Genomic DNA, 13,590 nt, shown 5'->3' with positions numbered 1-13,590 from the left:
CAAAGCCTTCATAATCGGCCACTTGGCGCGACTGGCGCCGCCGCGCCGACCGGGCGACGCATGATTGTCGAATCGCTGCTGGACACCGACCTCTACAAGTTCTCGATGATGCAGGTGGTGCTGCACCACTACCCGGCCGCGCAGGTCGAGTACCGGTTCAAGTGCCGCAACCCGGGCATCGACCTGGTTCCCTACATCGCCGAGATCCGCGCCGAACTGGAGCAGCTGTGCGAACTGCGCTTCAGCACGGAGGAGTTGGACTACCTGCGTGCGATGCGCTTCATCAAGAGCGATTTCGTGGACTTCCTGGGCCTGTTCCGGCTCAACGCGAAGTACGTGACCATCGCCCCGGCCGAAGCCGGCAACGGCGAGATCGAGATACGCATCCAGGGGCCGTGGCTGCACACCATCCTGTTCGAGGTGCCGCTGCTCGCCATCGTCAACGAGGTGTATTTCCGCAACACGCAGCCGCGGCACGATCTGGCGGAAGGTCGGCACCGGCTGCAGGAGAAGATCGCGCTGCTGCACGGCACGCCCGGCTACGAGCATTGCCGCATCGCCGACTACGGCACGCGGCGCCGCTTCTCGCGCACTTGGCACGAGGAAGTGCTGGTTGCCTTGCGCGACGGTCTGGGTGCACAGCTCGCCGGCACCAGCAACGTGTGGTTCGCCATGCGGCTCGGCCTCGTCCCGCTGGGCACGCTCGCGCACGAATACCTGCAGGCGCACCAGGCGCTGGGGCCGCGCCTGCGCGATTCGCAGGTGGCCGCGCTGGAGGCCTGGGCGAAGGAGTACCGCGGCGACCTCGGCATCGCGCTGTCCGACGTGTACGGGCTGGACGCCTTCCTGCGCGACTTCGACATGTATTTCTGCAAGCTGTTCGACGGCGCGCGCCACGATTCCGGCGACCCGTTCGACTGGGGCGAGCGCATGCTGGCGCACTACCGCGCCAACCGCGTCGACCCGCGCAGCAAGGTGCTGGTGTTCAGCGACGGGCTGGACATCCCCAAGGTGATGCAGCTCTACGAACACTTCCGCGGCCGCTGCCTGCTCGCCTTCGGCGTAGGCACCAACCTCAGCAACGACACCGGACCGACGCCGCTCAACATCGTGATCAAGATGGTCCGCTGCAACGGCCAGCCGGTGGCCAAGCTCAGCGACTCGCCGGGCAAGAACATGTGCGAGGACGAGGCCTATGTGACCTACCTGCGGCAGGTGTTCGGCATTCCCGACACGCAGGGCTGATGCTCAGCGAGACTGCTGCGCCAGCGCCCAGGCCACGTGCTCGCGCACGATGGGCGAAGGGTGGTCGGCGCGCGCAGCGAGCGCGTCGCGCACCGTCGCCGATCCCGGCGCATTGCCCAGCGCCACCGCGATGTTGCGCAGCCAGCCTTCGTAGCCGGTGCGGCGGATCGCCATGCCCTCGGTGTGTTTCAGGAACTCGTCCTCGCTCCATGCGAACAGCTCGACCAGCTTGGCGCCGTCGAGGCTGTGCCGCGGCGCGAAATCCGGTTCGGCGGCGTCCTGCGCGAATTTGTTCCACGGGCAGATCAGCTGGCAGTCGTCGCAGCCGAAGATGCGGTTGCCCATGGGCGCGCGCAGTTCCTCGGGGATCGAACCCTTCAGCTCGATGGTGAGGTAGGAGATGCAGCGGCGCGCGTCGAGCCGGTACGGCGCGATGATCGCCTGGGTGGGGCAGATGTCGATGCAGCGCCGGCAGGAGCCGCAATGCGCGCTGGCCGGCTCGTCCAGCGGCAGCGGCAGGTCGGTGTACAGCTCGCCCAGGAAGAAGTACGAGCCGGCGCGACGATTGATCAGCACGGTGTGCTTGCCGATCCAGCCCAGCCCCGCGTTGCGCGCCAGCGCCTTCTCCAGCACCGGCGCGGAGTCGACGTAGGCGCGATAGCCGAAGTCGCCCACCACGGCATGGATGCGTTCGGCCAGTTTCTGCAGGCGGTTGCGCATCAGCTTGTGGTAGTCGCGGCCCAGCGCGTAGCGCGCCACGTAGCCGGCCTCGCCGTCGCGGATGACGTCCCAGGCATTGCGCGTGCCCGGCGGCACGTAGTCCATGCGTACCGAGATCACCCGCTGCGTGCCCGGCTCGAGCTCGGCCGGCCGCGCGCGCTTTGCGCCGTGACGCGCCATGTATTCCATCTCGCCGTGGTGACCGTCGGCCAGCCAGCGTTCCAGGTGCTGCTCGTCCTCGCCCAGCGCCACGCCGCTGATGCCGGCTTCCGCAAAACCCAGCTCGCATGCCCACTGCTTGATGTCGCAGGCAAGGGCGGCGTAGTCGATGGCGGTGCTGGCGGACATGGGCACATTGTAAGTGGGCAGTGCCGCCTATAATCCGCAGCATGTCCGATCGCCCTCACAGCCATCAGCTCTACACCGTTGCTCAGGTGCGCGAACTGGATCGCCGGGCGATCGAGGAATTGCACGTGCCGGGTTTCGAATTGATGCGCCGCGCGGCCTGGGCGGCGCTGTCCGGCCTGCGCCGGCAGTGGCCGCAGGCGCGCCGCATCGCGGTGCATTGCGGCCCGGGCAACAACGGCGGCGACGGCTTCCTGCTGGCGGTGCTGGCGCGCGAGGCCGGCCTGCAGGTGGATGTGTTCGCGCTGGGCGAGACGTCCGCGGGCGATGCCGCCACGGCCCGGCAGGCGTGGAAGGATGCCGGCGGTGCCGTGCGCCTGTGGCAGCCTGACGACGCCTTGCCCGTCGTCGATGTTCATGTCGATGCGCTGTATGGCACCGGCCTGCGGCGTGCACCGGAAGCACCGGTGGCGGCGCTGATCGAGGCGGTCAATGCCAGCGGCGCGCCCGTGCTGGCGCTGGACGTGCCTTCGGGGTTGGATGCCGATACCGGCCGGACGCCCGGTGCGGCGATCCGTGCCGACCTCACGATGAGTTTCATCGCCGCCAAGCGCGGCCTGTACACCGGTCGTGCCGCGAATGTCGTGGGCCGGTTGGAGCTGGATGCGCTGGGCTTGCCCGAATCCCTGTGGCGGGACGTTCCGCCCGATGCGCAGTTGCTGATGGCCGAGCATCTGCCGCCGCGCCCGCGCGACGCAAACAAGGGCACGAATGGCCACGTGCTGGCGATCGGCGGCGAGCATGGCATGGCCGGCGCGATCCGCCTGAGCGGCGAGGCGGCGTTGCGCGTCGGCGCGGGCCTGGTCAGCGTCGCGACCCGCGCCGAGCATCTGCTCGCCTTGAATGCCGCGCGTCCCGAGTTGATGGCGCATGGCGTGGATGGCCCGCAGACGCTGGAGCCGCTGCTGGCCCGCGCCAGCGTGCTGGCGGTGGGGCCGGGCCTGGGGCAGGGCGCGTGGAGCCATGCGCTGTGGCTCACCGCGCTGGACAGCGGCAAGCCCTTGGTGCTCGATGCCGATGGACTGAATCTGCTGGCGCGTGAACCACGCTGTTTTGCACAGCCGGCGGTACTAACACCGCATCCCGGAGAAGCTGCGCGCCTGCTCGGCAGTACGGTGGCCGAGGTGGAGGCGGATCGTTTCGCCGCCGCGCGCGGCCTGGCGGATCGCTTCCAGACCGTGGTCGTGCTGAAGGGCTCGGGCAGCCTGATCGCCGATCCGGATGGACGTCTGGACGTCTGTCCATGGGGCAATCCCGGGATGGCCACGGGCGGCATGGGCGACCTGCTCACCGGCATCGTCGCGGCGCTGCTGGCGCAGGGCTGCGGTGCATGGGAGGCGGCCTGTCTTGGCGTCGGCCTGCATGCGCGCGCCGGCGATTGCGCGGCGCGGCAGGGGGAACGCGGCCTGCTTGCCACGGACCTGCTGGCGCCGCTGCGTGCGCTGGGCAATGGACTCGACGTATGACCGCACAACGCTGGACACTCGCCGACGAAGCCGCCACCGATGCGCTGGGGCGCCGATTCGCCGCCGCGCTGGCCGGCGGCGGCATGGTGGTCTACCTGCATGGCGACCTGGGCGCGGGCAAGACCACGTTCGCCCGCGCGCTGCTGGGCGCGCTGGACGTGGGCGAGCGCATCAAGAGTCCCACCTACAGCCTGGTCGAAGGCTATGCCGCCCAAGGGCGGCCAGCTTGGCACCTGGATCTCTACCGCATCGCCGACCCGGGCGAACTCGAATGGCTGGGACTGGACGCGCTGGCCGACCCGGCGGCGCTGGTGCTGGTGGAATGGCCCGAGCGCGGCCGTGGCGCACTGCCTTCGCCCGATCTCACCCTGCATCTGTCCTATGAGGGCGACGGGCGGCAGGCACAGCTCGAGGCACATACGGAACGTGGCCGGGACCTGCTGGCGTGCGTGGCCTGATTTCTCGCGGCAACTGCTTGTTTTTCTTCAGGGAAAGGCTGCGGCCCGGGCGGCGGCCGGCCCGGCTGTGCAAGGCATGGAAAAAGGTCACTTGCGAGCCATAGCTAGACGAGGGCTGACAAATAGTTTGCAGGTCATGGATATTCAAGGGAAAACTTCTTGCTTTCCTGCGATGCCTGCGATTCAATGCGGCCCATGCGGGGATACCTGAACAGCTTGGGTGGGGTACTCGTCGTCGCTATCGCTGCGGCGATGGCGCCCGTGGGCGCGCGCGCGGCCGATGTGACGGCGGTGCGGGTCTGGGCCGATGCCACCCACACGCGGCTGGTGTTCGATCTGGACGGCAAGCCGGATTACCACCTCGACCGCGCGAACGACCAGGTCGTGGTGTCTTTCGCCCGCGGCAGGATCGCGGACGGCTATGCCGATCCGGTCGCGCACGGGCTGCTCCGCGGCATCAGCCGCAGCCAACAAGGGTCGGGCCTGCAGCTCACCGCGAAGATGGTGGCCGGCAGTCAGGTGCGCAGCTTCGTGCTTGCGCCTACCCAGGGCGACCATTACCGGCTGGTGCTTGATCTGCTGCCCGGCAACGGTGCGGCCGATGCCTCGCCGGTTGCCGTCACGAAGCCGGCCAGCGTCCCGGTAGCCGTGCCGCAGGCGGACGACTCGGACCATGATTCGCCGCCGCCCGTCGTCGCGACGGTCAGCGGACGCCATGGCGGCAAGGCCATCGGCGCCAGCCGGCAGGTCACCGAGCAGGCCGCTGCACTGCTGAGCGGCCAGCGCAAGGTGGTGGTGTGCATCGACGCCGGTCATGGCGGCAAGGATTCGGGGGCGATCGGTCCTGACGGCACGATGGAGAAGAACGTCACCCTGGCGGTGGCGCGCGACCTCGCCGCGCAGATCGACAAGCAGCCGGGCATGACGGCCATCCTCACCCGCGACGGCGATTACTTCATCCCGCTGGAACGCCGCTACCAGATCGCCCGCCAGCACGATGCCGACCTGTTCGTTTCCATCCACGCCGATTCGTACGCGAGCGGCGACGCACGCGGCTCTTCAGTGTGGGTGCTGTCCCCGCGCGGCAAGAGCTCGGTGGCGGCGCAGATGCTGGCCGACCGCGAAAACAGCTCCGACCTGATCGGCGGCGCTTCGCTGGCTGCCGAGGACGACAGCCTCGCCAAGGTGCTGCTGGACATGCAGCAGGACTGGGCGGTGCAGGCCGGCAATGCGGTGGCCAACAACGTGCTCAAGGCGCTGGGGGATATCGGCCCCACCCATCGCGGCTATGTGGAGCGCGCCAACTTCGTGGTGCTGCGTTCGCCCGACGTGCCTTCGATCCTGGTCGAGACCGCCTTCATCAGTAATCCGGCGGAAGAGAGCAAGCTGCGCGACCCCGGTCACCAGCAGGCACTGGCCAGTGCGGTGATGGACGGCGTGAAGGGTTACTTCGAATCCACGCCACCCAAGGGCACCTGGTTTGCGGCGCAGGCTGTGCGCCGCGACGGCGTGGAACTGGCTTCGGTCAAGCCCGGCCAGCGGCCGGCGCCCGGCGGCGACGCCGTTGTCGACACGTCCGCGACCGCCGACGCCGGTGTGCGCGACATGCATCGCGTCGGCGAGGGCGAAAGCCTGCGCAGCATCGCGCGCGACTACGGCATCAGCGTCGGCGCCCTGAAGAGCGCCAACCACATCGACAGCAACGCGGTGCGCGTGGGTACCGTGCTGGCCATTCCGGCCGGCTGATCGCCGGCAACTGCTAAAATCCGCAGATGCCCGTCATCCGCCCGCTGCCCCCCGAGCTCATCAACCAGATCGCCGCCGGCGAGGTGATCGAGCGTCCTTCGTCCGTGGTCAAGGAGCTGGTCGAGAATAGCCTCGACGCCGGAGCTTCGCGCATCGAAGTGGACATCGAGCAGGGCGGTGCGCGCCTGATCCGCGTGCGCGACGACGGCGGCGGCATCGCGCCCGACGAGCTGCCGCTGGCGGTGGCCTCGCATGCCACCAGCAAGATCGGCAGCTTCGACGACCTCGAGCACGTCGCCAGCATGGGCTTCCGCGGCGAGGCGCTGGCCTCGGTGTCCTCGGTGGCGCGCTTCGCGCTCACCTCGCGCCAGCGCGAGGCCGACGCCGCATTCCGCATCGAGGTGGATGGCGGCAAACTGCAGGCCGCGCGCCCCGCGCAGCATCCCACTGGCACCAGCGTGGAAGTGCGCGACCTGTTCTACAACGTGCCGGCGCGCAAGAAGTTCATGCGTGCCGAGCGCACCGAATTCGCGCACATCGACGATCTTCTGAAATCGCTGGCGCTGGCGCGCGGTAGCGTCGAATTCCGGCTTAGCCACAACGGCAAGCCGGTGCGCATCTGGAAAGCCGCGCGCGACGCGCAGGCACAGCTGGCGCGCGTGGCCGAGGTGCTGGGCGAGGATTTCCCGGCACAGAGCTTGCGCGTGGACCACGCCGCCGCCGGCATGCGGCTGTCCGGCTGGGTGGGCCTGCCCACCGCCTCGCGTTCGCAGGCGGACCAGCAGTACTTCTACGTCAACGGCAGGCTGGTGCGCGACCGCGTGGTGGCGCATGCGGTACGCCAGGCCTATGCCGACGTGCTGTTCCACGGGCGCCACCCGGCCTTCGTGCTGTACCTCGAACTCGACCCGGCCGGGGTGGACGTCAACGTGCATCCGGCCAAGCACGAGGTGCGCTTCCGCGAGCAGCGCCTGGTGCACGACTTCCTGTTCCGCACCCTGCACGAGGCGCTGGCGCAGACGCGCGCGGGGCAGGTGGAATCGCACGCACAGGACGACGACGGCCGCCTACACATGAGCACCGCGAGTGCAGGGGGCATGCATGCGACCGCGCCCGGCCTTCCGGCCATTGCGCGCGGCGCAGCGTGGCCGGCGCGCGCCGAGCAGAACCGCCTGGCGCTCGGCGTGCGCGACGAACCGCTGGCCGATTACGCGGCTCTGCTGGGCGAACCGCCGCGCGCAGCGCCTGCCGCCGCCGCGATGCCCGCCGTGGAGGAGGGCGAGGCGCCCCCATTGGGCTACGCCATCGCCCAGCTCAAGAGCATCTACGTGCTGGCCGAGAATGCGCAGGGCCTGGTGCTGGTGGATATGCACGCCGCGCACGAGCGCATCACCTACGAAAAGCTCAAGGGCGCCCGCGCCGGCAGCAACCTGCGCTCGCAGTTGTTGCTGGTGCCGCTCAACCTCGCGGTGAGCGCGAAAGAGGCTGCCGCGGCGGAGGAACACGCCGATGCACTGGCCGAGTGGGGGCTGGAGTTGTCGCGCAGCGGGCCGTCCGGCGTGGTGGTGCGGCGCATTCCCGCGTTGCTCGAAGGCGCCGACGTGACGCAGCTGACCCGCGACGTGCTGGCCGAACTCGCCCAGCACGGCAGTTCGCGCCGCCTACAGGAGCTGGAAAACGAGCTGCTCTCCACCATGGCCTGCCACGGCTCGGTGCGCGCGGGGCGCCGCCTCAGTCTGCCCGAGATGAATGCGCTCCTGCGCGAAATGGAGGCCACCGAGCGCTCCGGGCAGTGCAACCATGGCCGTCCGACCTGGACGCAGCTCTCCCTGTCGGAACTGGACCGGTTGTTCATGCGCGGGAGGTGAGGGCCGCCCGCTTGCCCGCCTGGCATTTGGACGTCCATACTCGGACCTTTCCTTGCCGCGGATCGTCCCCATGTTGCGAATCGCCGCTTTCCTGTTCGCCTCGCTTTTCGGAGTCGTCGCCGTGTCTTCCGCCGAAACCCCGTCGTCCTACACGCATGAAATCGAACAATGGCGCGCCGGCCGCGTGGCCCGGCTCACCGCGCCGGACGGCTGGCTCAGCCTGATCGGGCTGGAGTGGCTGCACGAAGGTGCGAACCGCGTAGGCAGCGCCGCAGGCAACGACATCGTGCTGAAGGCCGGCCCCGCGCACCTCGGCACGGTGACGCTGGCGGCCGACGGCACGGTGCGCATCGCGCTGGACAAGGACGGCGGCGCCACCGTCGACGGCAAGTCCGTCGCCGAGGCGGCGCTGATCGACGACATGCACGCGGCCGCGGGTACCGACCCCACCACCGTGCGCTTCGGCAACGCGAGCTTTTTCGTGATCGACCGCGACGGCCGCAAGGCGCTGCGCGTGAAGGACACCGACGCCGAGGCGCGCCGCCATTTCCTCGGCATCGACTATTTCCCGATCGATCCGTCCTGGCGCATCGAGGCCGAGTGGGTGCCCTTCGTGCCGGAGCACGATCTCGAGATCGGCACCGCCATCGGCACCATCGACAAGGTGAAGGTGCCCGGCAAGGCGGTGTTCCACCGCGACGGCCACACGTTCGAGCTGCTGCCCTACCAGGAGGAGCCGAGCGGCGAGCTGTTCTTCGTGATCGCCGACAAGACCTCGGGCAAGGAAACCTACGGCGCCGCGCGTTTCCTCTACGCCGCGCTGCCCGCCGGTGGCCTGGCCAAGCCGGGCAAGCTGGTGCTGGACTTCAACCAGGCCTACAACCCGCCTTGCGCGTTCACGCCATTCGCTACCTGCCCGCTGGCGCCGCCGGAGAATCGCCTCGACATCGCGGTGACGGCGGGCGAGAAGAAGTACCGCGGCCACCATTGATTCGCGGCAGCGCGAGGTGCCCCGGCTTGAGAACGGGGCGGCTGTAGCGTCGCTCAGGCGCCCTTGAACTGCGCCTTGCGCTTCTCCAGGAAGGCGTTCGTACCTTCGCGCATGTCCGCGGTGGAGAACATCAGCGCGAAGCCCTGGGTTTCGAACTCCAGGCCCTGGTCCAGCGAGGCCTCGCCGCCTTGCAGCACCGCGTCGAGGATGCCTGCGGCAGCCAGCGGCGCGGCGGCGGCGAGCTGGTCGGCGAGGGCGTCGACGGTTTCGTCCAGCGCTTCCGGCGCGACCACGCGGCTGACGACGCCGAGTTCGTACGCGCGCTGCGCGTTGATCGTGGCGCCGGTGAGGCACAGCTCCAGCGCGGCGCTGCGGCCAGCGAGGCGCAGCAGGCGCTGGGTGCCGCCGAAGCCGGGGATCAGGCCGAGGTTGATCTCGGGCTGGCCGAACTTCGCCTTTTCGCTGGCCACGCGCAGATGGCAGGCCATCGCCAGCTCCATGCCGCCGCCCAGCGCGAAGCCTTGGATGCGCGCGACGACCGGCTTGCCGAGGCGCTCGATGCTCGTCATCAGCCGCTGGCCGGTACGCGAGAAGCCCTGTGCCTGCACCGGCGTGTAAGCGTTCATCTCGGCGATGTCGGCACCGGCCACGAAGGCCTTTTCGCCGGCACCGGCCAGCACCACTGCGCGTACGGCGTCGTCCTGCGCGGCCTGGGCGAAGGCGAGGGTGAGTTCGTTGAGTGTGTCGCGGTTCAGCGCGTTGAGCTTGTCGGGACGATTCACCGTGATGGTGCGCACCGCGCCGCGATGGGCGATTTCGAGGTTGCGATAGGCCATGGGCTTGACTCCGCGTGTGCCAAAACGCGCATGGTAACAGCGGGAACCTTTGCGCTTCCGCGAGTTCTTACTATGCGCGTCGCGCTGCACACAATGCGCAGAACGCTTACGATGGTGCGCCTTGGATGCGCGATGGAGAACGGCATGATTCGACTGCGTTGGCTGCTGCCCTGCCTGTTGCTGGTCGGCGCGGCGCATGCGCAGGATCAGGCACAGCCACAGGCGCCGGTGAAGCTGGACAAGACCAAGCTGTCCTACGCCATCGGCTACCAGATCGGCAGCCAGTTCGCCGCGGGCCGCAATCAGCCGGGCATCCCGGAGATCGACGTCGCCACCCTGCAGCGCGCCATCCAGGACGCCTACAGCAAGCGTCAGCCCACCGTTTCGATGCAGGCCATGCACCAGCAGCTGCGCGCCTTCAACCAGCAGCTGCGCACCGATGCGCAGGCCGAGTACGAGCAGCTCGCCGAAGCCAACGCGAGCAAAAGTACCGCCTTCATGGCGCGCAACGCCAAGTTGGCGGGCGTGGTGTCGCTGCCTTCCGGCATCCAGTATTCGGTGATGAAGAAGGGTGACGGCAGGGTCAGCCCCGCGGTCACCAGCACGGTGGTGGTGAACTACCGCGGCATGCTGATCGACGGCACCGAATTCGACAGCACCTGGGCACACGGCGCACCGGTGAGCTTCGCCGTAGACAAGGTGATACCCGGCTGGCGCGACGTGATTCCGCGCATGCACGTGGGCGACCGCTGGAAGGTGGTGATCCCACCGCAGCTGGCCTACGGCAAGGCGGGCGCGTTGCCGCGCATCGGCCCCAACGAGGCGCTGGTGTTCGAAATCGAACTACTGGCGATCAAGCCGGACGAGCCGGATCAGGGCTCTCCCTGAGAAGCGGGCGCCCTGCTGCTAAAATTGCGGGGCATGTCGAACGAACTTCCTTCCGCGCCGCCGTCCCCGGCTACGCCGTGCATCGGTGTCTGCCAATTGGACGCGCAGGGCTATTGCATCGGTTGTCGCCGTACGATCGAAGAGATCGGCCGCTGGCGCAGCATGAGCGACGCCGAACGCCTGCGCGTGATGCGCGAGGTGCTGCCCGCGCGAGGGCAGCCATGAGCGACGATCTGCTGAAGGCGCTGTTGCCGCTCACCACGTCGACCGACACGCCCGGCTGGAATCACGCCGACATGAGCGAACTGCTGGGCACGGCACAGCGCCGACCGGCGGCGGTGTTGCTGGCCTTGCGCGATGGCGAGTCGCCGCGGCTGGTACTCACGGTGCGCACCGACAACCTGCAATCGCACGCGGGGCAGGTGGCGCTTCCCGGTGGCCGGGCGGATCCCGGCGACGCCGATGCGCTGGCCACCGCGCTGCGCGAAAGCGAAGAGGAAATCGGCTTGGATCCGGCCCAGGTCACGCCGCTGGGCTATCTCGACAACTTCGACACGATCAGCGGCTACCGCATCACCCCGGTCGTGGCGCGCATTGCCGAGCACATCCACCTGAAGGCCGCGCCCGCCGAAGTGGCCGAAGTGTTCGAGGTGCCGCTGGCCTTTTTTCTCGACCCGGCCAATCTGCGCCGCTACACCATGGAGTTCCGCGGCCACCGCCGCGAGATGGTGGAGTTCGTGCATGGCGGCCACCGCATCTGGGGCGCCACCGCGGCGATCCTGCTCAACCTGCTGAAGAGGATGGGGCGCGCATGAAGACCACGCTGATTTCCGCTGCCGAACTTGCCGCGTTGCCGCCGGGCGACGTGCTGATCGTCGATTGCCGCAAGGATCTGGCCGATCCGGCGAAGGGGCGGCGCGACTATCTCGCCGGCCACATTCCCGGTGCCGTCTACGCCGAGCTGGATGTCGACCTCTCCGATCTTTCGCTGCAGCCGCAGGGATTAGGGCGCCATCCCCTGCCATCGGCGCAGGCATTCTCCGCCGTGCTCGGCCGCTGGGGCTGGCGTCCGGGTCTGCAGGTGGTGGTGTACGACGCCGCCCATGGCGCCTTGGCCGCCGCGCGGCTGTGGTGGCTGCTGCGCTTCGCCGGCGAACGTGCGGTGGCCGTGCTCGATGGCGGCTATGCCGCGTGGCAGGCCGCGGGCTTGCCGGCGGAAACCGCCGTGCCGCAGCGGACGGCGACTTCGGTGGCCGTGCATTTCGATCCGGCCCAGGTGGTGCTCGACCACGCGGCCTTGCATGCCGCGCCCGCGCCGCTGCTCATCGACGCCCGTGCCGTGCCGCGTTACCGCGGCGATACCGAGCCGCTCGATCCCGTCGCGGGGCATGTGCCCGGCGCACTCAATCGTCCGTTCACCGACAACCTCGCCTCCGATGGCCGCTTCAAGGATGCGGCCGAACTGAAGCGCGACTTCCTTGCCATGCTGGGCGCGCGCGATCCCGCCGAAGTCGTGCACATGTGCGGCTCCGGGGTCACCGCCTGCCACAACCTGCTGGCGATGGAGCACGCCGGTCTCGCCGGCTCGCGGCTCTATGCGCCGTCGTGGAGCGGCTGGGTGAGCGATCGTTCGCGCGCAGTGGCGACGGGCGGCCAATGACCCCGCGATGAGTACGCCCACGAAATCGCACGGCATCCGCATCGTCGGCTTCGAGCCGCATCTGCGCGAAGCCTTCGCCACGCTCAACATCGAGTGGCTGGAGCACTGGTTCGTGGTGGAAGACTACGACCGCGAAGTGCTGGGCGATCCCGGCAAATACATACTCGCAAATGGCGGACACGTCCTGTTCGCCATCGACGAAACGGGATGCGCGCTCGGCACCGTCGCACTGAAGCACGAGGGCGACGGCATCTACGAACTCACCAAAATGGTGGTGTCGCCCGAGGCGCGCGGTCGCGGTATCGGACGACTGCTGATGGATGCGGCGCTGGATCTGTACCGCACGCTGGATGCGCGCGAGCTGTTCCTGGAGTCCAACAGCCTGCTCGGCCCCGCACTGGCGCTGTACGAGAGCGTCGGTTTCCGCCATCACCCAGCACCGCGCGCGGGCTCGCACTACGCGCGGGCGGACGTGCATATGATCTGGGAGCCCTGAGCGGAGCTACCCCTTGCTCTTGAGCCGGGCCACCAATGCCTGCAGCGTGGCCTGCGTCTGCGGGTGGAAGAAACCCTCGAGGAAATCGTCGATGGGCAGCGCATCCACGTTGGCGTAGGTGGCGATGAGGTCGGCGCGCGCCACGCGGCGCGTGGCGAGCATGGCGTGCGGGGGCAGGGCGAGCATGCCGTTCATCCAGTGCAGCGCGCGCGTCACCACCTGGTCGATGCCGGTGGTTTCGTCTACGAAGCCGCAGGCCAGCGCCTGTTCCGCGTCGATCATCGCGCCGGATACCAGCAGGCGTTCGGCACGGTAGGCGCCCACCACGCGGCGCAGCGCCAGCTGGATGCAGTCGGGCACGGCCAGGCCCACCTGCACCTCGTTGAGGCCGATCTTGTACGGCCCTTGCGCCATCACGCGGTAGTCGCACATCAGCGCCAGCACGGCGCCGCCGGCGGGGCTGTGGCCGGTGATCGCCGCAACCACCGGCACGGGCGAGCAGGCCAGCGCGGCGCCGGTGGCGAAGAACTCGCGCCAGAACGCGCGTGCGCCGGCGCGATCGGCCTGCAGCAGCGCTGGCACGTCGACGCCGGCGGAGAACATGCCGGGTATGCCGGAGAGCACGATGCCGCGCGCGCTGCCACGGATGCTTTCGGCCAGTGCGCCGCGCAGCGCGTGCAGCATCTCCAGGTTCAGCGCATTGACCGGCGCCCGTGCGAGATGGATTTCGGCGACGGCATCGTGGTGGGTGATTTCGATCATGACGGCTCCGCGATTCAGGGTCGTTCGTTGCCGCAGGATGCGGCTTGTC

General features: G+C 68.9%; 12 protein-coding genes and 1 pseudogene. 10 read left to right on the top strand and 3 right to left on the bottom strand.

Features of this window, described 5'->3' with window-relative positions:
• Nucleotides 1-60: 60 nt before the first annotated feature.
• The gene (gene pncB / locus IHE46_RS09460; RefSeq protein ID WP_192164377.1) at nucleotides 61-1,245 is read left to right on the top strand and encodes a nicotinate phosphoribosyltransferase; all 1,185 of its coding nucleotides are present in this window, start codon (nucleotides 61-63) and stop codon (nucleotides 1,243-1,245) included.
• 3 nt (nucleotides 1,246-1,248) lie between these two features.
• Here pncB and queG read toward each other — a convergent pair whose 3' ends face one another.
• Nucleotides 1,249-2,313 (bottom strand): tRNA epoxyqueuosine(34) reductase QueG, encoded by a 1,065-nt coding sequence (gene queG / locus IHE46_RS09455; protein WP_192164376.1) that lies wholly within the window; start codon nucleotides 2,311-2,313, stop codon nucleotides 1,249-1,251.
• Nucleotides 2,314-2,354: 41 nt separating this feature from the next.
• Between queG and IHE46_RS09450 the strand changes: the two genes are divergently transcribed.
• The 5 genes from IHE46_RS09450 to IHE46_RS09430 all read left to right on the top strand — a co-directional run bounded on the left by IHE46_RS09450 (nucleotide 2,355) and on the right by IHE46_RS09430 (nucleotide 8,899).
• On the top strand, nucleotides 2,355-3,836 hold the full coding sequence (locus IHE46_RS09450) for an NAD(P)H-hydrate dehydratase (RefSeq protein WP_192164375.1): 1,482 nt from the start codon (nucleotides 2,355-2,357) through the stop codon (nucleotides 3,834-3,836).
• Nucleotides 3,833-4,294: a tRNA (adenosine(37)-N6)-threonylcarbamoyltransferase complex ATPase subunit type 1 TsaE gene (gene tsaE, locus IHE46_RS09445; protein ID WP_192164374.1), complete on the top strand. Its 462-nt coding sequence runs from the start codon at nucleotides 3,833-3,835 to the stop codon at nucleotides 4,292-4,294. The genes IHE46_RS09450 and tsaE overlap by 4 nt, the downstream gene beginning before the upstream one ends.
• A 216-nt stretch (nucleotides 4,295-4,510) precedes the next feature.
• Nucleotides 4,511-6,040, top strand: a complete 1,530-nt coding sequence (locus tag IHE46_RS09440; protein WP_343230012.1) for an N-acetylmuramoyl-L-alanine amidase — start codon at nucleotides 4,511-4,513, stop codon at nucleotides 6,038-6,040.
• A gap of 26 nt (nucleotides 6,041-6,066) precedes the next feature.
• Complete coding sequence (mutL, locus tag IHE46_RS09435; RefSeq protein WP_192164372.1) at nucleotides 6,067-7,908, top strand: DNA mismatch repair endonuclease MutL; 1,842 nt, start codon at nucleotides 6,067-6,069, stop codon at nucleotides 7,906-7,908.
• A gap of 70 nt (nucleotides 7,909-7,978) precedes the next feature.
• Nucleotides 7,979-8,899, top strand: a complete 921-nt coding sequence (locus IHE46_RS09430; protein WP_192164371.1) for a DUF1684 domain-containing protein — start codon at nucleotides 7,979-7,981, stop codon at nucleotides 8,897-8,899.
• Between the two features lie 53 nt (nucleotides 8,900-8,952).
• Here IHE46_RS09430 and IHE46_RS09425 read toward each other — a convergent pair whose 3' ends face one another.
• Complete coding sequence (locus IHE46_RS09425; protein WP_192164370.1) at nucleotides 8,953-9,735, bottom strand: enoyl-CoA hydratase-related protein; 783 nt, start codon at nucleotides 9,733-9,735, stop codon at nucleotides 8,953-8,955.
• Nucleotides 9,736-9,879: 144 nt separating this feature from the next.
• Here IHE46_RS09425 and IHE46_RS09420 point away from each other — a divergent pair, with 144 nt between their 5' ends.
• The 4 genes and pseudogenes from IHE46_RS09420 (at nucleotide 9,880) to IHE46_RS09400 (ending at nucleotide 12,779) form a co-directional block, all read left to right on the top strand.
• On the top strand, nucleotides 9,880-10,623 hold the full coding sequence (locus tag IHE46_RS09420) for an FKBP-type peptidyl-prolyl cis-trans isomerase (RefSeq protein ID WP_192164369.1): 744 nt from the start codon (nucleotides 9,880-9,882) through the stop codon (nucleotides 10,621-10,623).
• A 33-nt stretch (nucleotides 10,624-10,656) separates the two neighbouring features.
• Nucleotides 10,657-11,438 (top strand): annotated as a pseudogene (locus IHE46_RS09410) (CoA pyrophosphatase).
• Entirely contained in the window at nucleotides 11,435-12,283 is an 849-nt protein-coding gene (locus IHE46_RS09405; RefSeq protein ID WP_192164366.1) for a sulfurtransferase, read from the top strand. Before IHE46_RS09410 ends, IHE46_RS09405 begins: the two are co-directional and overlap by 4 nt.
• A gap of 7 nt (nucleotides 12,284-12,290) precedes the next feature.
• The gene (locus IHE46_RS09400) at nucleotides 12,291-12,779 is read left to right on the top strand and encodes a GNAT family N-acetyltransferase (protein ID WP_192164365.1); all 489 of its coding nucleotides are present in this window, start codon (nucleotides 12,291-12,293) and stop codon (nucleotides 12,777-12,779) included.
• A 6-nt stretch (nucleotides 12,780-12,785) separates the two neighbouring features.
• Here the strand turns inward: IHE46_RS09400 and IHE46_RS09395 are convergent, their stop codons facing one another.
• The gene (locus IHE46_RS09395; protein WP_192164364.1) at nucleotides 12,786-13,541 is read right to left on the bottom strand and encodes an enoyl-CoA hydratase/isomerase family protein; all 756 of its coding nucleotides are present in this window, start codon (nucleotides 13,539-13,541) and stop codon (nucleotides 12,786-12,788) included.
• Between the last annotated feature and the right edge of the window lie 49 nt (nucleotides 13,542-13,590).

It is taken from the genome of Rhodanobacter sp. DHG33 (assembly GCF_014843005.1).
Taxonomy (GTDB): Bacteria; Pseudomonadota; Gammaproteobacteria; order Xanthomonadales; family Rhodanobacteraceae; genus Rhodanobacter_A.
This window is presented reverse-complemented; position numbering and strand designations above follow the sequence as displayed.